At 59.2% G+C, this 26885-nt stretch carries 27 protein-coding genes and 1 pseudogene; 15 read left to right on the top strand and 13 right to left on the bottom strand.

Features of this window, described 5'->3' with window-relative positions:
• Positions 1 to 456 precede the first annotated feature (456 nt).
• The 3 genes from IVA79_RS08190 to IVA79_RS08180 all read right to left on the bottom strand — a co-directional run bounded on the left by IVA79_RS08190 (position 457) and on the right by IVA79_RS08180 (position 5280).
• The gene (locus tag IVA79_RS08190; protein WP_247551695.1) at positions 457 to 2541 is read right to left on the bottom strand and encodes a hypothetical protein; all 2085 of its coding nucleotides are present in this window, start codon (positions 2539 to 2541) and stop codon (positions 457 to 459) included.
• 347 nt (positions 2542 to 2888) lie between these two features.
• Positions 2889 to 4955: a hypothetical protein gene (locus IVA79_RS08185; protein ID WP_247551693.1), complete on the bottom strand. Its 2067-nt coding sequence runs from the start codon at positions 4953 to 4955 to the stop codon at positions 2889 to 2891.
• Between the two features lie 136 nt (positions 4956 to 5091).
• Positions 5092 to 5280 (bottom strand): ribbon-helix-helix protein, CopG family, encoded by a 189-nt coding sequence (locus tag IVA79_RS08180; protein WP_247551690.1) that lies wholly within the window; start codon positions 5278 to 5280, stop codon positions 5092 to 5094.
• Positions 5281 to 5516: 236 nt separating this feature from the next.
• Between IVA79_RS08180 and IVA79_RS08175 the strand changes: the two genes are divergently transcribed.
• The 6 genes from IVA79_RS08175 (at position 5517) to IVA79_RS08150 (ending at position 12784) form a co-directional block, all read left to right on the top strand.
• Positions 5517 to 5657 (top strand): hypothetical protein, encoded by a 141-nt coding sequence (locus tag IVA79_RS08175; RefSeq protein ID WP_247551688.1) that lies wholly within the window; start codon positions 5517 to 5519, stop codon positions 5655 to 5657.
• A gap of 32 nt (positions 5658 to 5689) precedes the next feature.
• Positions 5690 to 6016: a hypothetical protein gene (locus IVA79_RS08170; RefSeq protein WP_247551686.1), complete on the top strand. Its 327-nt coding sequence runs from the start codon at positions 5690 to 5692 to the stop codon at positions 6014 to 6016.
• Positions 6017 to 8381: 2365 nt separating this feature from the next.
• Complete coding sequence (locus tag IVA79_RS08165; protein WP_247551684.1) at positions 8382 to 9548, top strand: helix-turn-helix transcriptional regulator; 1167 nt, start codon at positions 8382 to 8384, stop codon at positions 9546 to 9548.
• 26 nt (positions 9549 to 9574) lie between these two features.
• The gene (locus tag IVA79_RS08160; protein WP_247551682.1) at positions 9575 to 10249 is read left to right on the top strand and encodes a hypothetical protein; all 675 of its coding nucleotides are present in this window, start codon (positions 9575 to 9577) and stop codon (positions 10247 to 10249) included.
• A 691-nt stretch (positions 10250 to 10940) separates the two neighbouring features.
• Complete coding sequence (locus tag IVA79_RS08155) at positions 10941 to 12077, top strand: site-specific integrase (RefSeq protein WP_247551680.1); 1137 nt, start codon at positions 10941 to 10943, stop codon at positions 12075 to 12077.
• Between the two features lie 329 nt (positions 12078 to 12406).
• Positions 12407 to 12784: a hypothetical protein gene (locus IVA79_RS08150; RefSeq protein ID WP_247551678.1), complete on the top strand. Its 378-nt coding sequence runs from the start codon at positions 12407 to 12409 to the stop codon at positions 12782 to 12784.
• Positions 12785 to 13355: 571 nt separating this feature from the next.
• On the opposite strand, the gene IVA79_RS08145 is transcribed toward IVA79_RS08150, so the two are convergent.
• Positions 13356 to 13685, bottom strand: coding sequence for a hypothetical protein (locus IVA79_RS08145; protein ID WP_247551676.1), 330 nt, complete (start codon positions 13683 to 13685; stop codon positions 13356 to 13358).
• 109 nt (positions 13686 to 13794) lie between these two features.
• Between IVA79_RS08145 and IVA79_RS08140 the strand changes: the two genes are divergently transcribed.
• Positions 13795 to 14154, top strand: coding sequence for a hypothetical protein (locus tag IVA79_RS08140; protein ID WP_247551674.1), 360 nt, complete (start codon positions 13795 to 13797; stop codon positions 14152 to 14154).
• Positions 14155 to 14572: 418 nt separating this feature from the next.
• On the opposite strand, the gene IVA79_RS08135 is transcribed toward IVA79_RS08140, so the two are convergent.
• Entirely contained in the window at positions 14573 to 14968 is a 396-nt protein-coding gene (locus IVA79_RS08135; protein ID WP_247551672.1) for a Rap1a/Tai family immunity protein, read from the bottom strand.
• A 122-nt stretch (positions 14969 to 15090) separates the two neighbouring features.
• Between IVA79_RS08135 and IVA79_RS08130 the strand changes: the two genes are divergently transcribed.
• The 4 genes from IVA79_RS08130 to IVA79_RS08115 all read left to right on the top strand — a co-directional run bounded on the left by IVA79_RS08130 (position 15091) and on the right by IVA79_RS08115 (position 18182).
• Positions 15091 to 16083: a hypothetical protein gene (locus tag IVA79_RS08130; RefSeq protein WP_247551670.1), complete on the top strand. Its 993-nt coding sequence runs from the start codon at positions 15091 to 15093 to the stop codon at positions 16081 to 16083.
• A gap of 57 nt (positions 16084 to 16140) precedes the next feature.
• Positions 16141 to 16620 (top strand): hypothetical protein, encoded by a 480-nt coding sequence (locus IVA79_RS08125; RefSeq protein WP_247551668.1) that lies wholly within the window; start codon positions 16141 to 16143, stop codon positions 16618 to 16620.
• A 54-nt stretch (positions 16621 to 16674) separates the two neighbouring features.
• Positions 16675 to 17079, top strand: a complete 405-nt coding sequence (locus IVA79_RS08120) for a hypothetical protein (RefSeq protein ID WP_247551666.1) — start codon at positions 16675 to 16677, stop codon at positions 17077 to 17079.
• Between the two features lie 374 nt (positions 17080 to 17453).
• Positions 17454 to 18182 carry a DUF3800 domain-containing protein gene (locus IVA79_RS08115; RefSeq protein WP_247551664.1) on the top strand — a complete coding sequence of 243 codons (729 nt, stop codon included), beginning with the start codon at positions 17454 to 17456 and terminating at the stop codon, positions 18180 to 18182.
• Positions 18183 to 18378: 196 nt separating this feature from the next.
• Here the strand turns inward: IVA79_RS08115 and IVA79_RS08110 are convergent, their stop codons facing one another.
• Positions 18379 to 18609: a hypothetical protein gene (locus IVA79_RS08110; RefSeq protein WP_247551662.1), complete on the bottom strand. Its 231-nt coding sequence runs from the start codon at positions 18607 to 18609 to the stop codon at positions 18379 to 18381.
• A 495-nt stretch (positions 18610 to 19104) separates the two neighbouring features.
• Here IVA79_RS08110 and IVA79_RS08105 point away from each other — a divergent pair, with 495 nt between their 5' ends.
• Positions 19105 to 19464: a hypothetical protein gene (locus IVA79_RS08105; protein ID WP_247551660.1), complete on the top strand. Its 360-nt coding sequence runs from the start codon at positions 19105 to 19107 to the stop codon at positions 19462 to 19464.
• Between the two features lies 1 nt (position 19465).
• On the opposite strand, the gene IVA79_RS08100 is transcribed toward IVA79_RS08105, so the two are convergent.
• Positions 19466 to 20065 carry a hypothetical protein gene (locus tag IVA79_RS08100; RefSeq protein ID WP_247551658.1) on the bottom strand — a complete coding sequence of 200 codons (600 nt, stop codon included), beginning with the start codon at positions 20063 to 20065 and terminating at the stop codon, positions 19466 to 19468.
• Between the two features lie 112 nt (positions 20066 to 20177).
• On the opposite strand from IVA79_RS08100, the gene IVA79_RS08095 reads away from it, so the two are divergent.
• Complete coding sequence (locus IVA79_RS08095) at positions 20178 to 20600, top strand: hypothetical protein (protein ID WP_247551656.1); 423 nt, start codon at positions 20178 to 20180, stop codon at positions 20598 to 20600.
• A gap of 498 nt (positions 20601 to 21098) precedes the next feature.
• Here the strand turns inward: IVA79_RS08095 and IVA79_RS08090 are convergent, their stop codons facing one another.
• Positions 21099 to 21872, bottom strand: a complete 774-nt coding sequence (locus IVA79_RS08090; RefSeq protein WP_247551654.1) for an outer membrane beta-barrel protein — start codon at positions 21870 to 21872, stop codon at positions 21099 to 21101.
• A gap of 146 nt (positions 21873 to 22018) precedes the next feature.
• Here IVA79_RS08090 and IVA79_RS08085 point away from each other — a divergent pair, with 146 nt between their 5' ends.
• Positions 22019 to 22792: an SDR family NAD(P)-dependent oxidoreductase gene (locus IVA79_RS08085; RefSeq protein ID WP_247551651.1), complete on the top strand. Its 774-nt coding sequence runs from the start codon at positions 22019 to 22021 to the stop codon at positions 22790 to 22792.
• Positions 22793 to 22810: 18 nt separating this feature from the next.
• On the opposite strand, the gene IVA79_RS08080 is transcribed toward IVA79_RS08085, so the two are convergent.
• From IVA79_RS08080 to IVA79_RS08065, 4 genes are all read right to left on the bottom strand, one after another.
• Positions 22811 to 23488 (bottom strand): hypothetical protein, encoded by a 678-nt coding sequence (locus IVA79_RS08080; RefSeq protein WP_247551649.1) that lies wholly within the window; start codon positions 23486 to 23488, stop codon positions 22811 to 22813.
• A 128-nt stretch (positions 23489 to 23616) separates the two neighbouring features.
• Positions 23617 to 24099: a transcription elongation factor GreA gene (gene greA / locus IVA79_RS08075; protein ID WP_247551647.1), complete on the bottom strand. Its 483-nt coding sequence runs from the start codon at positions 24097 to 24099 to the stop codon at positions 23617 to 23619.
• A 64-nt stretch (positions 24100 to 24163) separates the two neighbouring features.
• Positions 24164 to 24649, bottom strand: coding sequence for a hypothetical protein (locus IVA79_RS08070; RefSeq protein ID WP_247551781.1), 486 nt, complete (start codon positions 24647 to 24649; stop codon positions 24164 to 24166).
• A 159-nt stretch (positions 24650 to 24808) separates the two neighbouring features.
• The gene (locus IVA79_RS08065) at positions 24809 to 25144 is read right to left on the bottom strand and encodes a hypothetical protein (protein WP_247551645.1); all 336 of its coding nucleotides are present in this window, start codon (positions 25142 to 25144) and stop codon (positions 24809 to 24811) included.
• A gap of 268 nt (positions 25145 to 25412) precedes the next feature.
• Between IVA79_RS08065 and IVA79_RS08060 the strand changes: the two are divergent.
• Positions 25413 to 25631 (top strand): annotated as a pseudogene (locus tag IVA79_RS08060) (DUF3551 domain-containing protein).
• A gap of 259 nt (positions 25632 to 25890) precedes the next feature.
• On the opposite strand, the gene IVA79_RS08055 reads toward IVA79_RS08060, so the two are convergent.
• On the bottom strand, positions 25891 to 26586 hold the full coding sequence (locus IVA79_RS08055) for an alpha/beta hydrolase (protein ID WP_247551779.1): 696 nt from the start codon (positions 26584 to 26586) through the stop codon (positions 25891 to 25893).
• Positions 26587 to 26885 lie beyond the last annotated feature (299 nt).

Below are 26885 nucleotides of genomic sequence, written 5' to 3'. Positions count from 1 at the left end.
GGAGAAGCTGGCTGGATCGCCTTCACTTGGCGCGAGCGAACGGACTTCGGCCGGACCGATCCCTCCTTCGGCCTTCCCGGCGAACGAGTGCGGCTTGAGTTGCCCACTGGCGGCATCCTTCAAACGCTCAGCCGGTCAGCGAGCGCTCTTTGGGGATTGGCGTACATTCTGTCTCCTCATTACGTTTGATCTTGCGCCCATGTCGGATAATTCCGACGCCTTTTGCGAAGGCGAGCAATTGACCTTCCATTCACCTGGCTACATCTTCAGGACTGAAGGCCGACATGCATGCGGAGGCTTGAGACAGGCCCGTGACCCGAGAACCGATACTGACGCGAACTGGCCGCGTGGCCATCCCGGCGTTTGCCCTATCCTTCGCACTCCTGGCCTCCGCGCGCGCGTTTGGCTTCGAGAGCAGTGTTCTGGGCACCCTCGGTGTGTTGGTCTTCACCCACGTCATCTCCGGGATTGCGAACGCGATCCTTGAGTATCAACGTCGTCAAGAAGTCTATTTCGCAGAGCTGGACCGGATACGCCAATGGCGAGAGTCGCAGCCTGACCCGCTTGATCAAGACGTTTCTGAAGACCAGACAACCTTGAACGATCGGCTAGAAGCTCTTGTGTCAAAGCGTTGAAATCTTGCGCGCCCATCTTGCGCGTGAGCAAAGGCGCTATCTGACTGTAAGCATCCGAGTAGCGCTGCGCTCTAGCGCCCTCCATAATCGTCTGAGGCTTCATCCACTCTGGGATGAACGACGCTGGTCTGGTGAAATCCAGGTTTGACACGTATCCCATCTCGCTGGGCGCCGGGAGCATCGCGCCTACCCGCTCCCGCTTTGGTGTGGTTTGGCTGCCGCCAATGACATTCTCGACTTTCCCTTTGCCGAGAACCTCGGCTTCAAGGTCGGCGACCAATTGGTCGGAGCGCTTCTTTCCGAAGAGCAACTCGAGCTTCTGTCGACCGGCCTTTGTCAGCAGCATATTGCGCGCGGTCGTATCGCCTCGAACGCTGTTCTCTATTACTTGCTGGATCGCATCCCGCGCACCTTGCAGGCGCGCAGCGCGTTCAGGTGTCGAAAGGTTGATCAGCTCATGTGCCAGCTCGTCATATCGGGTGTTTCGGGCAAAGGTCTTCTGACCCTCCTCGATTTGGTGAAGCAACTCGGAGTGCTCGGCATACGTCTCCCTGGCCTTTTGCCAGACCTTGCCGGCCGGCGTCTTATCGATTTCCGCCAGGAGCTCACCTTTGAGGTTCAGCAGCTCCCTCGCCAGCTCCTTGTCCGGCTTGCCTTTGTCCAGAGCCTGAGAAATGCGGCGATCCAATCCCCGCTTGACATAGTCCCAGGTCTCGGCCGTCGGAAATTCCTTCTGCGGCCCACCGGTAAAGAACTTGCGGTTGATCGGGTTGCCAGAAATGCCGGAAAGTTCCTCCGCGAGGTCGAACGCGCCAGCCTTCTCTAACCGGGGGATCAACGCCTTGACCTGCTTGGTGGGCTGCACGGCCATTGTACGGAATTGGTTGTACAGCGGATCCGCGCCGGTGGCGCGGGCCTGCTCGATGCCCCTCGTCATGTCGGCGACGGAAACGTAAGGTACCGTGTTTTGATCGAGGGACTGCATAATGCGACTTCCCTGACCCGCTGCGCGCTGCCGAAAAGCCTCACGGACAATCTGCTTGTGATGCCCCGGGATATCGGCGAGACCGCCAGCGAGGTCGGTGGTCGCCTGATTGACGTCCGCGAGCATGCCGGAACTGCCAAACCTGCGGCGCGCCTCTGCGATAGACGCTGGCGTCTCACCTTCCAGAGTGTTCACAAGCATGTTGCGACCAACCGAGTTGACTCCGGCGAGCTCGCCCGTTCGACGCGGAAGCCACTGCATGAGCTGGTTTGCGCCTGAGGAAATCGCCTCACCGAACATCGGCCCCAAAGCGCCACCTGCTGCGGCGATAGGCACTGGCCCCAGGAAGCCCTGGTCGAGCGGATTGTTGCCCTTTAACAGTTGGTTGGTCGTCTCAAGAGCCCCCATACCGGCTGCGCCCTGGTATACACGTGCGCCCAGGGAATTGCCGCGGAGACCCATCATACGAGCGCCAAGTGCAGTCTGCGACGCAGGACCGAGCAGCAATCCGGTACCCGCAATGTCAGCAGCGGTAGAGGCAACCGGCCGCTCTTCTGCATAACGACGGTTTGCCTCGTCCTGCATGGCCAGATTTTCGGTGTAGCGCTCGCCGAACGTCTTCTTGCGAGCATCTTCGCTCATCAGAGGCTGGATGGCCGCGCCGGCGGCAGCCGTCGCCTTGTCGAAAAGCGGCCCGACGACGGGAATGCTCGACGCCATCCTGTTATTGAAACCGGACATGTCGAGCTTATCCCCTCGAGGGCGAGGCCGCGCAGCAATCCGGCCATTCGGCCTGTCGGAGGCTAACTCTTCCGTTTTGCGTTCATATCGGCTGAAGATATCGTCATCTATCCCGACAGATGCAGGAGCGGCTCGAGCGGCGCCGCGCGAGTAGCGATCAAAAATATCGTCACTAGTCATCTGTCCGGGCATCAGCGTGTTCTCTACTGCCGCTCACGCAGCCTACGCTCACGAGCGTCTTCCTTGCGATTCCACTCATCGTCGGAATCGTGGCCAGAAGGCCGATCGCTCTGGCCAACTGAAGCGACCGGAGACAAGATGCGTTGCCGCCGGTACTCACGAGTGGCCGGGGCCAGCCGATTGATCGCAATCACTCGCTGGAGCGGCGGCAAGTCCATAGGTTGGTGGGCTCTCTCAAGATCCTTGCTTAGCTCAAACAGTGTCGCGTTCATGCCCTCCGGGCAAAGCGACGTATTAATCTGTCCGTAGTCTGCCATGTTCAAGCCTTCACAAACTCTTGGGCCGCGTTAGTACGTCGCCAAGCCGAGCTGGTTGCCGGTCTTGACGCAAGTTGCTGTGCCTTGATTGTAGACCGTACAGGGTGCGCCGCTCGGCCGCGCATTAATGACAGTCGTGAAGTTGGCCGGCGTGCCCGTCTCAATATTAATCAGGTTGGTCGCCGGACCGAGCGCTCCGATAATCGTGGTCATCGGGGGCGACGCGCCTGCACCATTGATCGAGATGCAGTTGGTAACCGAGCCCTCACAGTGCAGGCCGTTGACGAAGTTTGTGCCACCGTCGCCGAACCGAACGCCGGCACCGCCTGCGGACGCTCCTGAAATGTGGGTCTGGCCGTCAATGACGAAACCGAAGTTGCCGGACAGGTCTAACGACGGGCCGCCGCTGGTGAAATAGGTTGGGTTAGGGACGCACCACGAGCTGTGGATGCCGAACTCCGACTGCCCCCCATATCCGATCTCGTATTTCACGCAGCCGCGACTGACGCCAAGGATCGCAACATGGACCAGACTATCGCCGCTTTGTGAGTTGTTCGAATAGACCATGTAGGCGCTGCCGGATCCAAAGCCGCCGAATAGGGTCATGTCCCGGATCTTGTTCTCGAAGTTACCCAGGCGGCTTTGTGGATCGCCTAGGGTAATGAAGTTCTGCCCAGCGGTGTCAGAGTTGCACTGTTTTATGGATGACGAACCAAAGCCGACGCCGGTCAGAGTGGTCTGGTTGTAGACAACGGCACCATTGCAAACGAGGTAGCTGCCTTGGGGAACTAGGACTGTGCCGCCACTCCAGCCGCCAGGCGTATCTGCTGACCTGCTGCCGATATTAGCGTATTGCAGCGCCGCCCTTAGAGCCGGGCCGTTGTCGGTAGCATCGGGATCGGTCCCCGTGACCAAGTCAGCGATGGCCCCGAATTGTTTGACGTTGATTACGTCGCTGGGGTTGTACTGAACAGCATTGCCGCCACCGTCCGTGAAGCTGGCAAGCGTCGCGGTATTGGTGGCAACCTGAATGACCGGGGCCGTGGTGCAGCCGGGGATGGAGCCGAGGGTTAGTTGGTCGCCGATCTTGTAACCGCCGCCTGGCGTGGTTTGCGTGAATGATGAGAGCGTGCCCCCCGTGATGACCGCGATGCCCAGCAAGCGGTCCCCCACGCCGCCGGTTGGCTGAACGCCATAGTAGGTCCCGTTCGTGCAGCCGGCGCCAACATTCGCCGTGCTGAACGTCGCGGTGAATGCGTCGACCAGCGTTCCGTTGCCGACGGAAATCACCGTTATCTGGGGCGCGGTTGCACAGGAGCCGATATTCACGCACGAAGCCGTAAGGACGTTCCCCACGGCGTAACCGTTGCCTTGAGAGCCGATGCCAGCCAAGGTTATCGACGTTGCAACCCCACCGGAGCACACAACAGTGGCGATGACCCCCGTGCCCGAACCTCCATTGAACTTCACTCCGGGCCAGGTGCCGTTGGCACAAGCGCCAACGCGAGTGATGTTGTAAGCAAGGACGGACGAATTACGGAGATAATAGGTGGCACCGCCGCCGTCACCAGCCGTGTAATAGCCCTGAGTGGTGATGCCCTGGAAGGCCGCGAGGTTCAACGTGGCGGCTACAGCGCGCGACGGCAGCACCGGGTTGAGCCCGCACTGCCAGCCAGTGCCGGCTACCCACTTCGTGATCTGGTAGGTGAGCGTGCAGGCAGTCAGCGCGATGTCGGAGGTCGCAGACCCATTCAACGAGCCCTTGAACGTGTTCGCCGCCCCGGGAATGATATTCGCATTGGCGACGAACTGGCTGCTGGCAGAGATTCCGCTGTCTTTCAGAAGCCCCGTGGTGCCGTCGAAGCTGGCGAAGTTGTTGTTGCCCACCGGTGCCGTCGGCATGATCGAGTTGATCACGTCGTTCTGAAACGTCCGAACGCCGGATGGCGTGATCTGCCCCGAAGTTTGATCGGGAAAGGTCGTTCCGACTTCTGTGTTGAGCTGAGCCTTGGTCTTCTGGGCTTGGACGGGCAGAGCCAGAAGCAGCGAACCTGCGACGCAAAAGCCGATTGCTAGTCTGAGATGGGCGTTGAACATTGTCAGCGTCCCGTCTCGAAGGCCGGAGAGAAGGACGAGTCGAACGCCCCCCTCTCGCCGAGGCCAAAGGCGAAGACGGCTGCGGAAGCAACAGCGAGCGCGAGCCAAAAAAGCCAAAAGCGATGGGAGCGACGCATCACGCTGCTCCGGGCAAACTGTTGAGATCGAAGCCGTCGCGCTGAAGGCGATCGATCACCGCAGTCCTGATGTAGTCGCTTCGCGACGTGAGCCGTTGACCGGCCGCGCGATCGAGCGCCGCAGTCAAATTTTCAGTCGCCCGTACTTGCAAAAGAATGTTTAGATGGATGGTTCGCTCGGGGCTCATGCGTGGTCCAGACACGATTGGCACGCGTGCTCTGCGCACCTGCCAAATTAGGATTTTTGTGGGACCTCACTCGCCCGAGCTGTGAGGAATTGGCGGGCGCAAACGCACTTGACCCTAGCGGCGGGGCGGAGCACGAGGCCGCGGTACGTGCAGAACTACGTCGCTTTAAGCCGCGATCGAGGGCTCCGTGGCACATCACGTCATGTGCTGCACATGACGCAAATATAGAGAGGCCAATGCTCTGGTTCAATTCCTCCAGCGCCGAGGCCGAACGCAACAAGAGTGGATCATTGCGCCAAGAAGCGCTTCTGTACCGCTTTCCTCGGTTGCCCAAGCTGACCGGCTCGCCAGCCCTCTTGCTTTATGCAAGCTGGTAGCGGAGGATCGGCCCGGTTGAGGGAGGGGCACCATGCGCATTTGGATTGCAGCGGGGCTGAGCCTGGTACTGTTTGGATGTGCCGAGTACCAGGCACAACAGGCTGCCGAAATCGCTTCTGGGGACGACGCACAATGCAATTCGTACGGCGCCAAGCCGGGCTCCGATGCTTACATCCAATGTCGTGTCAGTCTAGACAACCATAGGCAGGCCAATAGGCGCGCCGCGCTGGGCGCCTATCTAGAGATGCAACGGCAGAACAACGCGCAGCCAACGCCCGTGTATCAAATGCCCACCAACCGGCAGACCAACTGCACCAGCGTCGTCAACGGCCAAGTGATCAACACGACTTGCAACTGAATGTGGTCGAGGCGCATGTCGTTAGGCAGAGGCAACGGGTATAACTAATGTGGGTCCAAACAGCCTGTGAAGCGCTTTCGAAGGGTTGCGTTCTAGAGCTTGGCTACGACGGATACTTCCGTTGTGTCGAGGTCCACGCCGTCGGCTTCACCCAAGACGGAAATGCGGTTATGCGCGTCTGGCAGACAAGTGGTGGCAGCGTCAGCAATGAGCCCGTCGGTTGGAAGCTTCTGAGGCTGGATGAGGCCAGAGGAGCCAACATCACCAATGTTGCCTCCGCAGCTCCGCGCCCCGGCTATCGTCGAAACGACCGTGTCATGACTCGCATCGTGTGCCAACTCTAGCCCACCGCAATCGCACTCGCCACGCGGTAGCGCCGGTTCATTGTAAATAGCACAATCCGAATAGTGCTTCATTGCTGTTTTCAGTTTCCAAGAGCGACTGTCGGGTCGCGGGCTAGAAGATGTGGCTTTGAAGTGTTCGTGGACGCCCGTCGGCGCCCAACGATTCCCCACCAACACTTGACACTTCAGTCATTGGGGCAAGGGTCTTGGCCCAGGATACGGCTCCGCCGGGCCTACGGCCTGCGCGCCTTCGCCGCGCATCCTTTCGATGGACCGTTGTTCTCTGATCTGTGCGGCCCTGCGGGCCTCTAGAACTGTGCTGGACAGATGCAGTTGACCATAGCGCTTTCCTTCTTGAGATATCTGTCCCCCGAAGTTCGGGGGTATCTCAGATGCCTCTTTGGGGGTATCGGTACCCCCGACATCGGGGGGTATCACTAAAGAGCAGGGCCATATTCTTCTCTGCGGACGCCCATTGATGAAGACGCTTGCCCGAACAATAGCTCCGCCCCGGTCCAGGGCTGTTAGAGCGTGCTGCACATGCTTAAGCGCCATTCCGGTCTCACGCGCAATGAAAGCGTCCGTCGGGAAAGCGAAGCCGTCTTTCCCAAACAGCCACTCCAGTATCCAAGCAACGCGCAGGCAGGACGCTTGCGCAGAGAATTCCCGGCTCACACCGCCTCGCCACTTGCGGAGTGCGACGCTCTTGGCTCGAGGTCCGCGCCAGACTAACGCGGTGGCAGGGCAGCCATCCCTTTTAATGAATTTACGCTTATGCCGCTGCGCATCGGCTCCGTCGTCAACTGCAGAGATGGCCGCCCTCATGCGCGCCCCTTGGGCGTGGGCATCGATAGAAAAGGATTAGCCCGGATCGCTGCATCCATGCAGCGGAGCTCCCGCGAAATAACTTCCTCGTCAACGCCTCTGCGACGCATTGTTTGCGCTTGCGTCTTGAGCTGGTGCTGGATGTACCTCTCGCCAGCTTCCTGCCTCATACCCGCGGCGATCTGCGCTTGGCGCGCAATGAAAGTCCGCCGGCGTGTTATTGGAAACGGTACGACCTCAGCCATGGGCCTCCCCCTCACCGCACCAAACGGCGTTCCTGGCCCTCAAAATCGTATCGAAGTTACCGAGGGTGATACGGTCCGATCGGATTGCCTCAAACACTTTGCCGCGCTGAACAGTCCAGCCAAGATGGCGGCGCCCATCGTAGACGGATTGGGCATCATCAGGGACTTCTACGGTTTTGGCGTCAATAGCCGGCGCCCCCACCTCTCGCGTAGGCATGCGTACTCTCCTATTCAATGTGACCGGGCGGACAATTCGCCGCCCGATTTCGGCTTAGGATTCGGACCGTAGTGAAGGATCAATCCAGAGAGCGGCAGACTCAGCCCATTTTGCGCCGGATCTCCCCAAGCGCAGAAAGATGCGGGCCATGAAACGACGGATCCGAGCCCTCCAAGAGCGCTTCGAGACGGGAGATCCTGGCTCGTAATTCTGCGAGTGCATCCGTATCCGCCTTGTCCTGGGCGCGCCGCTTTGTGAGCGCCCGCAATTGCTCGAGCTCCTCACCTCGGATGCTCACGCGGCAATCTTGATACCAAACGTCACGAACTCGCGAGGGAGACCAATCCTTGAGTTGCCGTCCTACGCGACGCAAAGCAGACTTGACGCTCTCGCCCGCGGGGCCCCTCCCCGCCAGCTCTCGGATCAGCGTAGACGCCTCTTGCAGAGCAAGCTCACTGGTCATCGCTAAAGACGCCTTATCCCGAATTTCCGACATCACCTATGCTCCTATGTTTAGGAGGAGCGCAGATGTGTCGGCGCACTCAAATTAGTTGCGGACCGTTCAGTTTGGCGACGGCACGGACCGCGATTGACTACTTCTTGTTGGCGCACTGGCGCCGCTTCTGATCGGAAGAGGAAACGACTAATGATGTTGAGGCACCGCGCAAATCCGACTCCGAGGACGGAGCGAGAAGTCCTTCGAGTTGCTGCGATACTTCGGTTCCGGGAATGGGATGCCAATTTGGTTCGCCAGCATGGCCAGCTTTACTATCGATCCCTTGGCCTTCCTCTCCACTAACGGACGGGGCAGCGGCCTCTGCAATGGGGCGGGTCACGTCTCCCGGCCAGTCGCATCCATCAGGCCAATTTTGATCGAACCAAGCTTGAACCTTATCGAACGTGCGCACGGTGAAAGATCCATCGGCCCTCTGCAGCCGCTCGAAGAAGCCGCTGTCGTTTCGACAGCGGCGAGCGAGAGTCGAAAGTCCGCAGCCAGTGCTCGTTATGTACCGAGTGGCAAGTGCCAACAGATGGCCTCGAAGCAGCTTTTCCATTCTTTGTTTATGATGGATATTTCCGTCATTGTCAAGCGATTGATGGATTTTTCCGTCTTTGCGCCTTCTAGACTCATGATGGATAAGTCCTTCATGAGCGAAATTGCGAAACGAATTCAGGAGCGCCTTGATCTCCTCGGGAAAAGCGCCTCCGCCGCCTCCCTTGAGGCCGGCCTCGGCCGGTCGGCTCTCCAAGACATCCTGACAGGCAAATCACAGAATCCTCGCTTAGATACGCTCAGGAAACTGACAGAGCCCCTAGAATGCTCGCTTTCATACCTGACCGGGGACCCACCAGGGCGATTGGCCGAGGCTCCAGCTATCGAATGGGGCGAGCAGCTAAACGAGGGTGAAGATGTTCATCGGGTCGAGGTTGTTGGGATTGCCCAACTGGGAACGATCCGCGGTACCGACTACGATTATTCGAAATACAACCCGGTTATCTTCACGGAACGGGACCCGAGATTTAAAGCAGCTGACCTACTCGGCTTTCTTATCAACGACACGACGTTGGAGCACATCCACGTCCAGCCCAACGATGTATTGCTGGCGGTTCCGCCCGCTGCCCTGAAGAGTCTTAGAACGGGCGCGATTGTCGTGGTCGAACGGCACCTTCCTCATGCATTCGACTCTGAAGATCACGTCGGCATCGAAACGACTGCCCGAGAGGTCCAGTTTGTCGGAAATGAGCTCCACCTAACCGTTGGAGAGAAGGGCGCGAGCTCAAAGCCAATCATCATCTCTGAGAAACAGCAGGACCGCTTTTTAGCGGGCAATTTGCTGGACCGGCCAATGGTGCGCCTGGTCGGCATAGCGGTCAAACTAACGCGGGAATTACCGGCCTGACTGATTTTTCCGTCACTAGGCTTGACATGATGGATTTTTCCATCATGATGTCCCCGTTCATACCGGGAGTTGTGACAATGGCACTTGCGCATCAGACGAAAACCTCGATCCCCGTCATCAATTTCGCCTGCCCCACCCTGACATCACTTCCACAGCTGCTCGATACTTTTTGGGCTGCAGATCGCGAGGTGAGAGCAGCATCCGATGCAATTGCCAAATTCCCCACCGAGCAGGAGCGAACGCCAAGGGTTCGCGGCGGCTCCACTAAGGCCATCACCATTCTCACGGAAGGCGAGGAGCCTTCCGTCATTCCACCTCGTGACTGGTTCTACAATTCGATTGAGGAGATCGATCGAGACCACGCAAGGGCGCTGAAGGACGCGGCCACGGAGGACGAGCGCGACGGAATCAACGCACGGTTCGCCAGCTATCGCCAGGAGTACGCGCGCCAGGAGAACGAAATCGCCAGATCGATCCCGAGGGGCAAACGATCTGCCGAACGTAGAGAACAGAAGGCGCTCCGCGCCCTTGAGCAGGCTGAAACCGCCATCATCGAATATGAGCCGCGCGATCTCAATGAAGCTGCTCAATTGCTCGAATTTGTATGTCGCGGTGAGAGCGAGCACTGCTTTACTGCAGATGGCTGGGAGCTGCAGGCGATCATGCAGAACGTGGCAGCGACGATCCGCTTGTTCGCCTGAGGTCTGGTTCTTTGCGATGCGGCAAATGACGCTCGCTGACCTTGTGACGTTGGCCGACGAGAACAGCGGCCTCATGAGGCCGCTTCGCTCCGTTATCGCGGGCCATGACGTGGTGGTTGGCATCTGGCCGGACCGAGCTCAGCCGGAGGGCTGGGGCACAAGGGTGCTCAAAGGCGTTCCGGTGGTCCGGGAGGCCGCCGGCAGCAGTGGCGACTATCAGTGCCGGCTCACGGCGATCAGGTGTGAAAGCGCCTCTCAGGCCCACGGCCTGGCGCTCGTTTTCGGCGATCAGAATGATCATAGTGTAGGAGTACCAGTCGATGACGGACGATCCGGTCGAAGCGAAACTTGATTTGTTGGTCCACTCAGCGATGGAAGCTCGAGGAGAGACTGGGCGGTCTCTCAGGGCAATCCTGAGAACCCAATGGCTGACTTGCGCGATCTGTGTTTTTGCCGTCCTGGCCACTGCAGTCGCCATCTTCAAGTCCCTGCCGGCCTGAACGAGGCCGCGATTGGTCGAACCCTCAACCGAGCAACCGAAAACCCTGGATGAGGCCGCGGCCTTCTTCCGGGTAAGCCGTCGCATCTTCCAGGACTTCATCAAACAAAACCCATTTTACCGACCGTTCGGCCGGCGTAAGCTATTTTTCCCCGAGGACCTCGCCCGCCTCAAGGAGGCGCTGCCAAAGCCATGCCCCTCAGCCTCCGCCCTCCCCGCAAAGGGAAAACGCCCAACTACGAGATCCGCGGCACCTACCTCGGAGTCTACGTTGAGCGAACTGCGGGCACTCCTGAACTTCGGGTCGCCAAGCGGGTCCTCAAAGGCATCAAGGAGGCAATCGAACGTGGTGAGTATCGGAAGCGCGAGGAAGTAGCCGAGGCGCCCAAGCCGCCAACGTTCGCCGACGCCACCCTCGCCTACTTGAAGGCAGGCGGAGAGGCAAAATTCCTCGGGAGGATCATCGAGGCGACCGGCGACAACGCTTTACGCGACAAGCCGCTTGCCGAGATTGACCAGCTGGCGATCGACAATGCCGCCCGCGGCGTCTACCCCCTGGCTCTTGCGACTACCCTCAACCGCCAGTTCTACACGCCGGTCTCTGCCGTTCTGAAGCACGCTGGGATCGAGCTCAAGATCAAGCGGCCCAAGGGCTGGCGTGGCAGCAAGGCGACCGAATGGCTTGAGCCGGACCAGGCCTTCGCTGTGATCCGGGAGGCCTACGGCATCGAAGCGGAGTTCGGCCTGTTCTGCCTGACCCTGCTCTACACCGGCATGCGGCTCGGCGACGCCACGGAAGAGGCCCTCCTGCGAGGCCTCCGGCTCGACCAGGCCCTGCTCTACCTTGGCGCTACGAAGAACAGCGAGCCCCGCCCGGTGCATCTCCCGCCGATCGTGGTCGAAGCCTTCCGGAAACAGCCCCCACGCCCTGAGAGGCCTCGCAAAGCCTCCGGGGTGGTGTTGGCAAACGGGGCCGCCGGCCGCAGCAGGTCAGGCGCCGGCGTGCCATTCCTCGAGCGCCATCCGGACGAAAAGCTCTTCCGGTTCTGCAAGGGAGGCCGGCTCTACAAGATGCTTTACCTCGCGTTGGACCGCGCCGGCGTCGTGCTGCCGCGGCGCATGCGCGGCTTCCACATCTTCTGCCACACCTACGGGACCTGGATGCACCGCTATGGCGGCCTCGATACGTACGGCCTCACCCGGACCGGGCGGTGGAAGGACCCGGACTCGGCAGACCGCTATAAGCACACTATGGCCAGCGCCGAGGCCCGGCGAGCGGACTTATTGCCAGTACCAACGCCTCGGTCCCGTGCACTGAAGCGGCTTTAGCTCAGTTTCTACGCGCACTGGCCTGCTCAGCCGAGTTGATTAAAAAGGCAATTCCCAATGCAGGGGAAAATTTGCCTGCGTGCGCCTTGATGGGCTCGCCGTCAGCGTGTCATGGAGGCGTAGAGCGATGGGACAAGAGACCCCGATTCTGAAGCGGGCGCGCCCTCTGCCCGATCTCGTGAAGATGCTCCAGGAGCTCGAGAACTTGAGAGAAAAGGTGCGGCTCGCCGAGGCTCGCCGGGTGTTGCATTAGAGCGTCCGTTCGTGTGGACGTCCTGCTTCCCCTCAGCCTGTTTTCTGTGGTACCATAGTTTATGGCTAAGACAAGCGTGGTACCCAAGAAAAAGCGCGGCCCGGCGCCGACTGGTAAGGGCATCCAGGTTGGCGAGCGCTGGCATCCTTCCGAGCTCGCGGCGATCGATTCTTGGATCGCATCCTCACGCGACAAGACCCTCACCCGAGCGCATGCTATTCGCCGGCTCGTTGCGATTGGCCTTAGGATCAAGATCGAAAGTTCGGGCAAAAGCGAAGGCACGAAGGGACGTCTAGATGCCAAGCAACGCGCTCGCGAACTAGCGGCCGATGCGATCAACGAGATCGCCGATACGACAGCCAGTCCAGAGGCCCAAGTCAGCCGTAAGCGGCGACTCGTCAAAGGGCCAGAGGAGTTTCAAAAAATCCGACGGGACCGGCCAGACCGGACATGAAGAATTGGTTGATGCAGCTTCAGCTTCCTCATTGGCTCATCATTGCCGGTATCGTTCTGACGACAATCGGGACTCTTGGAATGCTCTTTCGGCGGCGAAAGGACGCGTCTTCGGAGCAATCCGCCAAAGAGCGGTAGCTGAGCCCCGGCTCGCTCATCAGCAGCCACCCCGTATCTGCTCGACCTCGTGAAAATACTTTAGAATCTCAAGGAGCGGGAGAAGGTCTCCGGCTCGCCCAAGCCGCCCGGGTCTTGCATAAAAGGGCAGCGGGCTCGCGCGGCATCTCCGGCTGGGCAACATGGGATTCCGCTGCCATGGAGGGTTTCACTATACTCTGGCTGCTGGCGGCCGCATTCATCGGCGGCATCGTGGTTGGGTATGTGATTAGAGCGTTCATTTCCTTCAGACGCCGAGCAGGAGCTCGTCGCAGGCGCCGTGATTTCGAATGATCATGGGCACCACGGGATGCCGTCAGAGGCCGTTGTCCCGCTTCCTGAACGGGATGACCCTGCCCGGGCTTCTCGGCTTCGGAGAGAGCGGTTCGGTCCGATGCGGCCGCGGCAGATCCGCCTCAAATGGCGGTCCATTCCACGTCGGCTCGCCCGTAGATGACAAACCACCATGCCTCGGTCAGAGAGGCGCCGGTCCACGGAAGCTCCTCGATCGGCGACGTATCATCTTCCGGATCACCGCGGTCGAGTGGCACAGGCTTCGCCGGGCTTTCCCACATGACGCCGCCAGCAGGCAGCTCGACGTACTCGCAATCCGACACATCGGTGCACTCATCGACCACGAGCTCGAGATCGTCCTCATCATCGGCGACGAAGATGCCGACGAGGTCGCGGGTCTCGATGATGCGAACGAGGTAGGCTGGCAAGGCGGATTCTCCGGGATCGGCCAAGTATGCAGGCTATCGCTCTACGTGCAAATGCCCTTCTGAACTATTGCACTCGCCTGCCGGTTGCGGTTTGATGGTCAATATTGCTTCTGATTTGATTGCGGAGCATGCCATGAAGACCTTTATCGTTGCGGCTGAAGTGCTTGGCGTCATCGGAATATTTCTTTCCTTCTCGCTTCTCGCCTGGACCAAGTTAACACTTGGGAGCTCTCTTGCTTTTCTGGCGGTGTTTTTCCAGAACGATTGGGGAAAGAACGCCAACCCGGCGGGAGGAAAAGCCACAATCAAAATCGGATCAGTATCTGTCGGGTTGAACGGCGGGTTGAGATTTGCCCTTGTGATCGTCGGACTTTTCATTGTCATCAGCGGTACAATGGAAGCCCGACGCGATACGGCGTTCGCTGCCGCTAAAGCATCAGGGATTTCCGCGTCTGATCTCCTGAATGATTCTGATCTCAAAGATGATGAGTAGCCCGCGCTGCTTCTAAACGTTTGAGTGTCGTGGCCACTGTTTGACTGAAGGCCCTTGCGCCATCGGTTAGGGTAGATGGGACAACTTCCGGCAAGAAAGTGGGGTAGGGATGCATGCTAAGATGTTCGCAAGCGTCGCGCTATGCTGTGCGCTCTGTAGCGGGTCGGCTTTTGCGCAGTCATATTATTGCGACCGGCCGCGCAAGCCATCTTGCATAGACACGATGGCGCTTCTCCGCGACGAAGTCACATTCCAGACCTGCAGATCGGAGGTCGATCCTTCAGGCATGGTGGAGTCGAGGGGCGCGGGAGGATGCTCTTCTCGATAGATTCTTGATGATGATCAACCCGGGTGACCGCAGCACCTTCTGCTCGCTGGGCTTGGGAATAGGTGGCCCTTTCGCTCGCCATCTGCGCGATCAAAGATGCTCCTTGCAAGGCCAAGCCTCTTGGATAGCGCTCGCAAGTCCGCTCAGTCCGTTCCATCTTTGCTTCTCTGGATGGATTTTTGACCAGTTGATGAAGGCCATGAGGGCTAACTTAGGTTCGACGGGTGAGCAGGCCGCTCCCGCGAGTTGCAGGATACTTCTCGCCTCCTCACTCATTCGTCCGCCCATGTAGAAGTTGCCATTGGCCTGAAGCTGGCTGAGCACTCCTGTTGCCAACCCGAGGCACAAAGCTTGTGTCTCAGTATTTTGTGCTGTGCACCTCGCCGACAATTCAGCCACCGTCATTCTCTGGATCTCATCGGCGTTGGCGGAGTGTGCAATTGCGAAGGCAAGGGCGGCCCCCTTGAAGATGTTTCTCGTCTTCATTTGGTTTGTCTCGACCGTTGCAATAAAGGTTGTGAATAGGTGGGATAAGCGCGATTATTGCCGCCGCCACCCGTTCTGCGTGTCATCATTTCGGCCATTGCGAATCACCTGATGGAAAACCAATGGCGAGTAAATTGCGCGCGGTACCGTGGAAGCGTAACCTTAAGGCGGCCCCCGACCACATCCTGAAGCAGATCGCGGCATTTCATTCTGACGTGTTTTTCGTCGGCGTAACCAAGACGTTCACTCCAGATCAGATCAATGCTGAACCGCTAAAGCAGCTAGGCATTCCGAGCGCAGAAGGCCAATTGCATGAGACGATCCCTGCGGCCGACATGGGCAAGTATTCGGATCGAAACCGAAACGGATGGGAGGTCATCCGCCATGATCTGCCAAAGACTACTAAAAGCTATTTTTGGGAAACTCCAAACTTCGGCGATGCATCCAGATATGGCACTCACACGCACTATCGGGTGCGGGAGGTCTATCAACGTGAATTCCAAGAGCCTCGCTTCTATTCGATTGTTGCGCATACGCTGAGGGTGAATCCAGCCGGAGCGTGCGCCGTCTTGCTGCGCGTGAAACAAGAGCTCAGTCGAGCCGCGGCGGGTTTCGAGAACGAACTTCTGCTCATGCTCAACCTCCTGCAGGAAAACTGCGGAGCTGCGGGCGTCGTGAGCAGCGTTACCCCTATCGCCGACTATATCAAAACCATAACTCTGGATTGGGAAGTTTTCCCTCCCGGGAATGCGGCGGAAGTTGTCGAGCGCCTGACACGTGGCGGAACGATCCGCAGCGAGATTCGCAGCAAGATCGACGAGCGGGTTCGCCTGTTTTCGAAACTGAACCCAGCAGCCTTCTTGAAGGGTGCAGGGGGCTTCGGCTCGTATATTGGAGCCAAGTTTGCTGATGACCTCGTCGTTTTCGAGAACGTTCAGTACGGAAACGCGCTGTACGTGCTCTATGACGATTGGGAGGACATCTCCAAGCGTTCACGGCTTGAACTTCTCAAAGGGACCGACGCAAAATTTGATCGGCTGCCTCACAGAACAGGATGGGACGAGGCATTCGAGAAGATGCTTCGTAGCGAGAAGAAAAAGCGCGGACTGAAGTGAACGCGATCCAGGCATCACGATTCGAAACGTATTTCATTCTCCGAAGAGGTAGGAACCGTGCAGATTGAAGCGATAGGCACTGCAGCGAGGCGGGCGGATCTAATTCCGGGCGACTGCTTTTTCTTCCATGATGGAAAGCAGTCGGCATTCGCTATTTGGAGCAAAGAAGAAGAAGGCGGGCATACAGCCGCGATCGTGTTTTCCCGCGAAGGCGGCGATCGTCTGCCATGGGCGGCAACTGCCGGGTTGCCTCATACTATCTTATTGACGCGGCCACTTCTGCTCCGCAGCGATCCGACTAGCGTGACGTTTGGAAATGAAGTGCCGTTGGGAAATCTGATCACCGCTGGCGGATCGTTTTACCTAGCTGCCGCCCTTGGCAGGATCGACGTTGTTACAATCAATATTGTCACCGGAATGACGGAAAACATTCCGAATACAGGATCATTTGTTTCCTTCTCTCGTTGGGCTGCCGGCATCGTCGAAGGCGAGCGATGGATACCGGTGTTCGAATTTCCGCTGAGCCCGCCGCGGTAAGGGCCTTTGCGCGGGCTCTCCGGGTGCGGGATTGTGGTTACTTAGGAGCTTCCGATGGACAACATGTTAGAACGGCACATGGCCGTTGTCGGACGTGTGACGGCAAAGTTCGTTTCAACTGGCTTGATGACGCACAATATCGATTCGCGCGCTGTCGAGCGCTTCCTCGGCGTAGCAGAGGATAAGCAGGTATTCGAAGCTGTCATTCGTTGGATGCTTGATGAAGGCATCATTCGCGCGAAAAACGTCAGCCAGACGATGGACGGTACGGTGTATGTAGCCGCAGCTCAGCTTACGGCGAAGGGCCTATCAATCGTGAAGCAGCAGCTCGCTGGAGGCGACTCCGTCGAGAAGCAAATCCGTGAAGCCGATGCCGGAGGCGGCTCGAGCTGGTCCAGCATCGGCGATCTGATCGGGGGAATCGCAGGCGGGCTTATCAAGTCCGTATCTTCCGGCTGATCCAGATCAACATCATCGTGGATCATTCTCTCATTCAAGAGCTTTCTAAGCTTGCCCTTCAATTTTGTGGGGCTCTCCTGATCGCGTGGCTAACTGTCCGATGGGCGCTCGCTAGGTTCAAAAGTGAGAAGGCCTGGGAGCGCAGGATCGAGGAAATCCAGGGTACGGAAGTCGCAGTAAGCACCGCCATGACCTGGCTAATCGACCACTCGAAAGGCTATCGCTCCGACTAATCAGTAGGCAGGCGCCTGTTCGTAACTTGGCCGAATGCCTACGCTGTTTGTTGCGTCGAGTCGGCGCCCGGGTGTCCAATCCTGCTCATCCAGCACCTTTGATTCTCGCAATGCGGCGATTTTCGCGGACCGGCCCCTGCTATGCGTCTTCCTGCCAAACCAGATGACATTATCGAAATCTACGCTGACGAAAGCAGCCAGAATAAACATCGTTATCTGGTTTTGGGTGCCATTGTCGTCAGCATGCTAGACACACCCGAGTTGATCGAGGCGATCAAAAAAGCCCGTTTACCGGAACTACCTCAAGGCGAGGCAAAATGGGCAAAAATCTCAAAAGCCAAGCTAGCAGCCTACAAGCGCATGGTGGATGTGGTTTTTGATAATCAGGACAGATGGCATTTTCACTCGCTTTTCGTCGACACGACGCAGCAAAACCACAAGAAGTACAACGATGGCGATAGCGAAATCGGCTTCAACAAGGAGCTGTATCAGCTCGTGAACAAAATCGGCCAACTCTACTCGAAAGCTTATTTCCACATCTATCCGGATTACCGCGACACAAAGAGCTCGCCTGAGGAGCTACGGCAGATCCTTTGTCACGGCGCTCGAAAACGTGGCGATACGAGAGATTGGCCGGTCAGGCGTTGTCAGTTCCGCGATTCGAAGAAGACAATCGCCCTCCAGGTCGCCGACATTCTGATCGGCGCAATCGCTTACCAGCTGAATGGCCACGATAAAGCTGCTGATGCAAACCCTGCAAAGGTGGCGCTGGCGAAATACATCATGAAGCGCGCCGGCATTGCCAATGTCACAAACGGCACGAAGCGAGAGGCTAAATTCTCGGTCTGGCCCCGCAAGTTGCGAAAATGAAAGGGTGGTCCCTAGCCTCTAGATCGAAGAATCGATCCCCACCTTGGGGTGGGTGCCACCGCCTAGGCGGTGGCGTCAGGCTAGGGAGTTACCGATAACATAGTGATTCACGGCCAACCTGTGAATTGTCGGGATAACTATTTTTTCTTTCAGCATTTAGAAGCCATTAACGATCACCGGCGATCCACGAGTCTGCCTAAGCCCTCATCGGGCACCACGTTGACGCCCTGCTCCACGGGTTTGCCGGCACAAACGCCGCCCAATCGGCCATCATCCGCCGCCGCTTCTCCAGCATATCGCCACGGCGGTAGGCCGCCTCCACCTTGTCGGGCACGGTGTGCGCCAGCGCCATCTCGGACATCTCATTCGGGTAGCCAGTCTGCTCGGTGCACCAGTCCTTGGAGGTCGACCGGAAGCCATGCGGCACAGCGTCTCTGTCCAGCTTGGGATAGGTCCAGCGCGGCCGCCCAGCCGCCCCCCCAGAGCCTCGGTCATGAGATCGATCACCGCGGCCAGTGCGGCGGTGCTCAGATCCTCGCCGGGCTCGTCGCCGGGGGACGGGCACCGTCCCCGGCGGCCCTCCAAGACTGCCAAGGCCGTCAGAGATCGCGACGTCATTCTTGGACCCGATCCGGATTTGGGAGGCCTTTCAGGATCAGGGGAAAAGACGGGGAATTTGACCCGGCCTGGAAATTCGCCAATTGCATCAATGGCAGGACTGGCCTTCACACGGGAGAGGTCCAAGGTTCGATCCCTTGTGCGCCCACCATTCAGCCTAGATTTCGAGAGCGCTGAAGGTTCCCTTGCCGCATACGTCCGCCTTGCTCTCGCAACCGGAAATCAAGCATCCGACTGACATTGCCACGAAGGCATAAATAGGCGACATCGCTGATAAAAGCCCCAGCCAACGGTGCATAGCGCGATGAGTTGGAACGAAACTGAGATTCTGGCGGCCCGTCGCAGGATAGTCAAAGCCGCGCAAGACATGCTGGCTGGAAAGCTCTCGTACCTTGCGGGCGCGCGGAAAATTATTGCGGCTGGCACAACAGCACGACTCGATGAGCACGACGCCGACCTGCTGCCTTTTGTTGGCATTGTTTCCGAGACAGACGCGCTACCATTTGGTGAGGTGAGAAAGCATTGGCAGGCAGCTGCGCTGGACGCCCTTCAGCCGGAGATCGACGAGAAGGAAGCTTGGGCCCGCGGATTTGGCGAACGCCACTGCCAAAGCCTCGTCGAGCGTTTTTCAACAGACAACCCAGGCGGCCTAACGCCTTGGTAGGTTACAGAACGAGTGGTCTATTCCAGACAGCGCGGCCTTTTCCGTATCCGGGAAACTTCTCTTTGAACTCAGCCAAGAACACGAGCCGCGCTTCGTGAAGGCGAGCGAGCGCCTCTTTTGAATAGGCTAGCTCTCGCGCCTCTTCCTCTACGTCAAAGAGCTTGAGCATGAATTGCTGGTAGGCTTCAGCTGGGTCGATATAACGCCCGTATCTGTCTATCTCATCGCCCGTGTCCGACGCGGGCAATAACTCACTTGGGGCCATAAAGTCTGCATCATCTTCGTGGACACAAAAGTTGCCTCCAACAACAAACCCATGCCATCCTTTCCCTGATAGGGCGTAAACTCGGAGACCGGCTTCCATCATCTCAAGCGGATTACTTGGGAAATCACGGAGATAATTTCGATCCACCTCACTTATTTCAAGACCTTCAAACCAAGATCGAAGTTCCAACGCACGGACGTCTTTGATGAGCACGTCGATGCGGGTATGGTGCTCATCAGTCTTTCCACTTCTGAGCAACAGAGGTCCGCGGCTTATTCCGTAGCTAAATACGGAGAACTTTCTGGCCGATTTGAATGATTTTAGATTCGTTTCCATCGGATCATCCGTCTCGACAAGGGATCCAAGATAGCAGATCGGACATCCGCCGCCATATCTGCAATACCTGTACTGCCGAGGTCACGGGTAGTCGACTATCGTTATTCATTTGATGGCCCTCTCCCTCCGAACCCGGGGACTCTGGTTACGGATCGCGATCGCGATCCTCGCGGTGGTCGGCATGGGCATCGCAGCCATGCTTGGCCTAATCTGGTACGCGCTCGAAGCGTTCGCCGACTGCCGCAACGTGATCCTGAGTTCGACCCGATCGCCCGACGGCACCAAGGCCGTGTATGTTTTCAGGCAGGAGTGCAACGCTACGGTACCGGATTCAATGTATGCGAGCATCGCGCCGATGGACCGGCCCTTTTCGCCCGACCGTAACCATGCATTCCTCGGCTTCGTTGGTAACGCCGAAGTGCTGTCCAGCTGGCGTGAGAATGAAGTCGTCGAAATCGCTCTTATGCCCGGGCGCGAGCGAGGCTTTATCAGGCACGACGAAAGCGTCGGCAACATCCGAATTGACTACAAATAGTCTGCCTTCTGCCCCCCATTCCTTGGGCCTAAGCAGAATGCCGCTCTTGCAGACTTTGAGCTCAGGCTCGCCGAAGACATCACGGGAACGTCGACAGACCTCTCCCGATCGAGGCAACGACCATCTTCTTCTAAATTTCCGAAATTAACGGCGTGCAAAATGTGTGCAGCAGGCCGTCAGTGCTCAGAATACCCTTTTATTGTAGGCTATTCTGAATACGGCCTCCGCCTTCACACGGGAGAGGTCCAAGGTTCGATCCCTTGTGCGCCCACCATTCATTACCCCGTCCCGACGATTGCTGACGCCTGCCAGCCTTTTGGGGCCGTCCAAATCAAAATATCGAAAACCCATGCACAGTAGCCGACGCCAGTCGGATCAATGGGTTACGGTTTCCCGAATCCACCTGTTTGCCCTGTCGGGCAAAACACCGGCATGGTGGTGCCTCAGCAGAAAGCAGCCTGCGCGCCAGAAACTCTGCGCGGCCACATCACCCCCGCCTTAGTACTTGGCGATGAGGGGCCCTCCAAAGCGATAGTTCAATCGCACGAGCCCGATGTCGATATCCTGGCCGATGCGCTCTCTGCGGGTGAAGGCGCCAGCGGCCACGCCACCAAAACTGCCGGTACCGGCGAACGTGACGTCGCGATGGCCGAGGAAGATGTGGTCGTACTCCACGCCCAGCGACCAGTTCGGAGCAAAGCCGAATTCAACGCCGCCGCCGACGACGCCACCCCAACGCGTTTCGCTGGCCCGATCGAATTCCAGCCCGGTGACGACGTCGTTGGTACGGTATTTGTCGGCCACGACCGCGCCGCCACCCTTCACGTATAGGAGGACATTGTTCCAGGCATAGCCAACTTGCCCGGTGATCAGGCCGAACCCTTCGACATGCGAACGATTGCGAAGACCGGTGGGCGCGAAAAGCACCGTGGTGACGTTATCGCCCGTGAAATCCGCCCAGTTGCCCTGGCCCTCGACGCCGAACACCCAATTGACGGACTGCCAACGATATCCGATCTGCCCGCCTGCGGTGCCGCCCGTGGCATCGTGGCACCCTTCCGGGACGATGACGCCAGTTCCGGGAGAAATCAGATCCCAGCACTTGCGGCTCGATCCGCCGCCGCCGTTGACACCGATGTAGAAGCCGCTCCAATCGTAGACGGCGGCAACCATCGGCGGCGCCTTGGTATAGGGACGTGCCGCCAGATCAGCGGCGCTGGCGCCTGTGCAGGCCAGTCCGAATGCTGCAACGGAAAGCAGGAATTTCTTCATCAGCGTCCCCCACGAATCTAATGCGTGTCATGCAATTGGGCATGATCTTATCGATTTTTGGCGGCTTGGATGTGACCCACATGCAACACCTTGGGGCCACTTTGCTGCGGCAAGCTCGTTTCGCCATCAGATTCCAGGAGTAGCGCATGGCGACCATATTCATCACCGGCAGCACCGATGGCCTCGGCCGCGCGGCGGCGCAATCCCTGCTCGATCAAGGACATCAAATCGTGCTGCACGCACGCTCGGCCGATCGTGCCGAGGCGCTCGGCGCGCTGAAGTCAAATTGCCGAGGGATCGTGGTCGGCGATCTCAGAAGCGCGGCCGAGACGAAGGCTATCGCCGATCAGGTCAACGCGATCGGACGCATGGATGCGGTCATTCACAACGCCGGCGTCTACACGCGGCCCGGCCGCGGCGCGACGCCGGAAGGCCATGCCGAAACTCTGGCCATCAATACGCTTGCGCCCTACATGCTGACGGCCCTGATCGAACGTCCGGGCCGATTGGTGTATCTCAGCAGCGGTTTGCACCGGGGTGGAGAGAATTCGCTCGACGACCTCGACTGGACCAGGCGTCCCTGGGATGCGGCCAAGGCCTATGCCGAGAGCAAGCTGCAAATGGTCGCGCTCGCCTTCGCGCTGGCGCGGCGTTGGCCAAAAGTCCTGAGCAACGCCGTCGATCCCGGCTGGGTGCGCACGAAGATGGGCGGCGCGGGCGCGCCGGTCGATATCGACACCGGACAACGGACGCAAACCTGGCTGGCGGTGAGCAAGGATCCCGCCGCCTTGGTGACGGGGCGCTATTGGCATCATCTCGCGCAGCAGCAGCCGGCGAGTGAAGCGACCGATCCGAAGTTTCAGGACGCGCTCATCGGTCAATTGAGCAAGCTAACAGGAGTCGAGCTGCCGGAGGAGTAGCGCACGAGACGAAAAGCTCTACACCGCCCGCTCTGGCCGCCACGCCGTGTAGAGACCGACCAGGGTCCCGAGGGCGGCCAGCGCGGCGGCCAGCAGCACCTGCAATTCGCCATCGTCGGTGGGGCCGACGGACGACACCAGTCTGGTCACGATGATGAACAGAATGCCCACGGCGGCCGCGGCACCCACGCAGAGATAAGCGAGCTCGCGCGTCAGGTTGCGGCCGAGGAGTCCGAGCGCGGTGAAATACATTGCGCTGGCGTTGGGATGAACGAACAACGCAATGCGCGCGTAGGGACCGTAGGCATCGAACAAGGACTCGCAGCGGCTTAAGGCCGCCTTTGAGGCTACGCGCTGCAGGAACGGCCTGAAGAAACGAGCCTGTCCGTAGCTGACAACGGCGCCCAGCACGATGGCGAGCCACGCCACGATGAAGACGGAGCCGTCCACGGCCTTCGGATTGAGCGTCACCGACATCAGGATCAGCGCGGTGCCGGGGAAATAGCCGAAATACGGGAAGATCGCCTCCAGCAGCACGCAGGCGAACATGAAGCCCGGAAACCATGCCGACCCGGCCGCGCCATGGACAATCGCGTTCAGATCGAACAGGCTCGTCCGGTACAGAACGAGGTACATGCACATGGCCAATCCGGCCAGCGCGTAGAACGGCAACGCTCCCGACAGAAACCGTCTCATCCAACCATCGCGCTTTGTTTGGCGGAGACGACGGCCTCGCGCTGTTCCGGATCATGCTTTAGGCGAATGGGATTGCTCCTGTCGATGGCGCGCTTTGCCACGCAATGCTCGACTGATCCTGCGCTTTGCTACCCGATCGACAAGATCTCGATCTCCTGCGCGCCTGCCCCGACGACATCACCCACCGCCTTGCCCATCAACGACCGCGCCACCGGCGCGACGAACGAGATCGTTCCCGCCTTCGGGTCGGCTTCGTCCTCGCCGACGATACGATAGGTCTGCACGCGGCCATCAGCGCGGCTGAAGGTCACGGTGCTGCCGAAGGCGACGACATCGTTCGACGCCGGATTGGGGACGACCTGCGCGGTGCGCAAGCGTTCCGTCAGATAGCGGGTGTCGCGCAGGGGCACCGCCGATTGCCGGCGCTTCTCGTTGACGTCCTCGATGGCTTGCGCGGCTTCATAGGCCGCGCGCGCTTCCGCAAGCTGCGCCTGCAACGCCTGCAAACCTTTTTCCGTCACGAGGTTCGGATGCGGCGAGATCGGGCGATCCGGCAACAGCGTCTCGGACGCGGTCTCGGCGCTTTCTTCCTTGGTAAAGGCGACGCTCAATTCAAGAATCCTGTCGAACTGTCTTGGCTGCCGGCGGACGCGTTCCGCCGGTGATTGAGCCAGACTATATCTCAAGTTCGGCGAAACGACGGAGCTTGAAGACGATATCCGGCAGGGCCTGGCGGAACCGCGTTGCATTCTGGAAATTGGTCGAGAACGGGGCGAAGGTGATCATCGCGTTCCAATGCCGGTAGCCATAGACCGTGACCGAGACGCCGGTTGCCGGAAAATCCTCCAGCTTGCGCAGCTCGCCCAGCACGAGATCGGCAATCGCTTCGGCCGGCAGCAGCTGTTTGCCATCCCGCGTCGTGACAATTTTTGCAGGCTGCTCGACCGGCTCCGCGGTGACCGGCTTAGCGTCGGACGCATCCTCGTGCCTGATTGACGTCGCCTCGGCGCTGGGCGCCGAAACCGCTTCCGCTCCGTTCGAGGGCACTGTCGGCGGCCCTTCGGTGAGCGGCGGCGGTGCAACAGGGTCTGCGCGCTTGTTGCCTCCGAGGATGCTGCTGATCATGGCCACAAGGCCAGCATCCTTCACGTCGTCACTCATCATTCCCCCCGGGCTTCGGCCTACTCTAGCACTGCTCTCGCAGACCGCCACCGGGGATGTGAGGAGGGAGTCCCCCGGCCGGGGCCATCCTTCGATGGCGTGTCGCTCGAAGTTGCCGGCGGCGCAACGGCTGATCACGTCGCACCGCCATGGAAGCGGCTATTGCTTATCGAACGGAATATATTGCTGGTACTGCTTGGGCACCGAGCTGCGATAGCGCGCAGGCACGGTACCAGTGTCGACCGAGTGATCGATCTCCTGCTGTCGCGTCATCTTTTTCTTCGCCGGCTTCTTCGACGCGCTCTTCTTGGGGTCGGTCGGCTGGCTCGAGCTGTCGGTGGTCGCAGCCGGCGCCGTCGTCGCGGCCGGCGCAGTGCTTGTCGCCGCAGGCGCCGCAGTTCCGCCGGCAGCCGGCGCGGTCTGTGCCGATGCGAGCGGCATTTGCATGATGAGCGCCAGCACCGCTGTCGCGGCCAGCAAATATGATTTTTGCATCAGAACCTCCAAATTTGCCCGATCCGAACAGGCCGAACGTACGCCTGCGGCATCGACGCGTGCAAGTCTGTCAACATTAGGTCCGATCCCGCACGAGAACTGTGGCCGAGATCACATTGCATGCCGCCGGCCGCGTCACGATGGACCTCGCCCCGAACGCATCCGGCGTTGCGGCGACCAGCACAACATGACCATGCGTCAGACGGTCCACGGGAACGCCAGGCCACGGGAGCACCAAGGCTCGGCGTTCCACCTCACAATCGACACCATCTTCACGCTTGCATCGTTCGCAACCTTGATCGCCGCGTCGTTGTCGGCTGCCCCGGCCCAGGCCGGAAGCGACAGATACTGCCTGCAAGGCCGCAGCTGGGGCTATCCCCGCAACTGCTAGTTCGCCAGCTACCAGCAATGTGCGGCGACCGCCTCCGGCACCTCGGCCTATTGCGGCATCAATCCGCGCTACGCGTATTCGCAGCCCTATTACTGACGACGTGGCGGCGGCGTGCGCGCCGCCATGGCCCAGCAACGACAGACTAACGAATCGAGAATTGCGCTACCGATGTCGTCGGGTTGAACGGTTGCCTATTTTGGCGGTTGCCCGGATTGCACCCCGCTCCAGCCCGTGGGGCTCACAAGCTCGTCGCGTCCGATTGCTCTCCCAAGGCGACGTTGAAACCGACACGCACCAATGTCGGCCTTGGGCCCAATAGCGGACGTAATCCGATTTTCGATGACACGGAGGCGCTTCAGCGAAAGCCAGCCGCGAGATCAACCACTTGGTCGTCGAGGCCCTTGAATCCATGATATGCGTCTGCGTAGCAGGGATTGCCCTGGTTGACGCCGCCCAAGAGCCAACTCACTCGCGCGCGGCCCCCCGCCCATTTGATGAAGGGTTCAACGCCAGCGGGCCGCGTCAGATTGCATCCGTCGTAGCGGTGATGAATCACCAGCGTGCGCGAGAGCACCGACGGCGAGCCGAGGATAGATTCGACGTTGCTCGACGCTGGTCCTGATTCCGGGCTGAGGATGCCCGAAGTCAGAACCAGAGCGTCCGGCTTGGCGCCGCGTGCGATCCTCTCGGCCGCGCGACGCGTGCCAGCGCTGGTGGCGATTACCGTCACCGGCCGCTTGATCTCCGCCATATAGTCGACCGCGCTCATGAGGTCGGTTCTGACATCGACGACCAGTACCGCGAGCCCACGCGCGGCGTAGGCGTCGCGGGTGCGGACGAGCTGGTTGCCATTCAGGCCGTGGATGTCGCCATGGTCGCCGGCTAGGATCGCACCATCGCTACCTGGCATCAGGATCACGCTCGCTCGCAATGAAGCCGGCATAATCAGCACCGCGCGGGACCCTGCTATGGTGACGGTCTCGGCGGCAGATGCGGGGGCGTTGGTGAGGATGGCGATGAGACCGACAAAGATTGCACAAATGCGATTCATTATAAATCCGTAGCGTTGGTGGAGTACGGCGACTGGACTCGGCATATTCTGCCAATCCGTCCGATGCGTTACGGCCCAACCGAACCTAGCATATGTCAGGATTCGGGATCACGCACCAAAACACCGACTCGATCAGCGGCCCTTCCGTTAGTCGAAGGAGGCATGGTGTCCAAGCCCCAATGCCTGCTTTGGGTCAAAAGCTGAGGTCGGGGCGAGTACGCATCCGCCTCCGCTCTACGGCCAATTGCCGACATCCAAACTGGCCCAGTTGATTCAGCTAAGGGCCAAGAGCTAGCGTC

It is taken from the genome of Bradyrhizobium sp. 138 (genome assembly GCF_023074075.1).
Taxonomy (GTDB): Bacteria; Pseudomonadota; Alphaproteobacteria; order Rhizobiales; family Xanthobacteraceae; genus Bradyrhizobium.
The sequence above is the reverse complement of the archived record's forward strand: the minus strand, read 5'-3'. Positions and strand labels throughout refer to the sequence as shown.

Bases quoted from the DNA above. Each gene is read 5' to 3' on its own strand.
- IVA79_RS08185 (WP_247551693.1), bottom strand. From the start codon at position 4,955: ATGTTCAACGCCCATCTCAGACTAGCAATCGGCTTTTGCGTCGCAGGT.
- IVA79_RS08095 (WP_247551656.1), top strand. From the start codon at position 20,178: ATGGCCCTCTCCCTCCGAACCCGGGGACTCTGGTTACGGATCGCGATC.
- IVA79_RS08120 (WP_247551666.1), top strand. From the start codon at position 16,675: ATGGACAACATGTTAGAACGGCACATGGCCGTTGTCGGACGTGTGACG.
- IVA79_RS08080 (WP_247551649.1), bottom strand. From the start codon at position 23,488: ATGAGACGGTTTCTGTCGGGAGCGTTGCCGTTCTACGCGCTGGCCGGA.
- IVA79_RS08180 (WP_247551690.1), bottom strand. From the start codon at position 5,280: ATGAGCCCCGAGCGAACCATCCATCTAAACATTCTTTTGCAAGTACGG.
- IVA79_RS08155 (WP_247551680.1), top strand. From the start codon at position 10,941: ATGCCCCTCAGCCTCCGCCCTCCCCGCAAAGGGAAAACGCCCAACTAC.
- IVA79_RS08090 (WP_247551654.1), bottom strand. From the start codon at position 21,872: ATGAAGAAATTCCTGCTTTCCGTTGCAGCATTCGGACTGGCCTGCACA.
- IVA79_RS08140 (WP_247551674.1), top strand. From the start codon at position 13,795: ATGAAGACCTTTATCGTTGCGGCTGAAGTGCTTGGCGTCATCGGAATA.
- IVA79_RS08135 (WP_247551672.1), bottom strand. From the start codon at position 14,968: ATGAAGACGAGAAACATCTTCAAGGGGGCCGCCCTTGCCTTCGCAATT.
- IVA79_RS08165 (WP_247551684.1), top strand. From the start codon at position 8,382: ATGCCAATTTGGTTCGCCAGCATGGCCAGCTTTACTATCGATCCCTTG.
- IVA79_RS08190 (WP_247551695.1), bottom strand. From the start codon at position 2,541: ATGACTAGTGACGATATTTTTGATCGCTACTCGCGCGGCGCCGCTCGA.
- IVA79_RS08105 (WP_247551660.1), top strand. From the start codon at position 19,105: ATGAGTTGGAACGAAACTGAGATTCTGGCGGCCCGTCGCAGGATAGTC.
- IVA79_RS08130 (WP_247551670.1), top strand. From the start codon at position 15,091: ATGGCGAGTAAATTGCGCGCGGTACCGTGGAAGCGTAACCTTAAGGCG.
- IVA79_RS08100 (WP_247551658.1), bottom strand. From the start codon at position 20,065: ATGGAAACGAATCTAAAATCATTCAAATCGGCCAGAAAGTTCTCCGTA.
- IVA79_RS08175 (WP_247551688.1), top strand. From the start codon at position 5,517: ATGCTCTGGTTCAATTCCTCCAGCGCCGAGGCCGAACGCAACAAGAGT.
- IVA79_RS08160 (WP_247551682.1), top strand. From the start codon at position 9,575: ATGATGGATTTTTCCATCATGATGTCCCCGTTCATACCGGGAGTTGTG.
- IVA79_RS08170 (WP_247551686.1), top strand. From the start codon at position 5,690: ATGCGCATTTGGATTGCAGCGGGGCTGAGCCTGGTACTGTTTGGATGT.
- IVA79_RS08115 (WP_247551664.1), top strand. From the start codon at position 17,454: ATGCGTCTTCCTGCCAAACCAGATGACATTATCGAAATCTACGCTGAC.
- IVA79_RS08065 (WP_247551645.1), bottom strand. From the start codon at position 25,144: ATGCAAAAATCATATTTGCTGGCCGCGACAGCGGTGCTGGCGCTCATC.
- IVA79_RS08070 (WP_247551781.1), bottom strand. From the start codon at position 24,649: ATGAGTGACGACGTGAAGGATGCTGGCCTTGTGGCCATGATCAGCAGC.
- IVA79_RS08085 (WP_247551651.1), top strand. From the start codon at position 22,019: ATGGCGACCATATTCATCACCGGCAGCACCGATGGCCTCGGCCGCGCG.
- IVA79_RS08055 (WP_247551779.1), bottom strand. From the start codon at position 26,586: ATGAATCGCATTTGTGCAATCTTTGTCGGTCTCATCGCCATCCTCACC.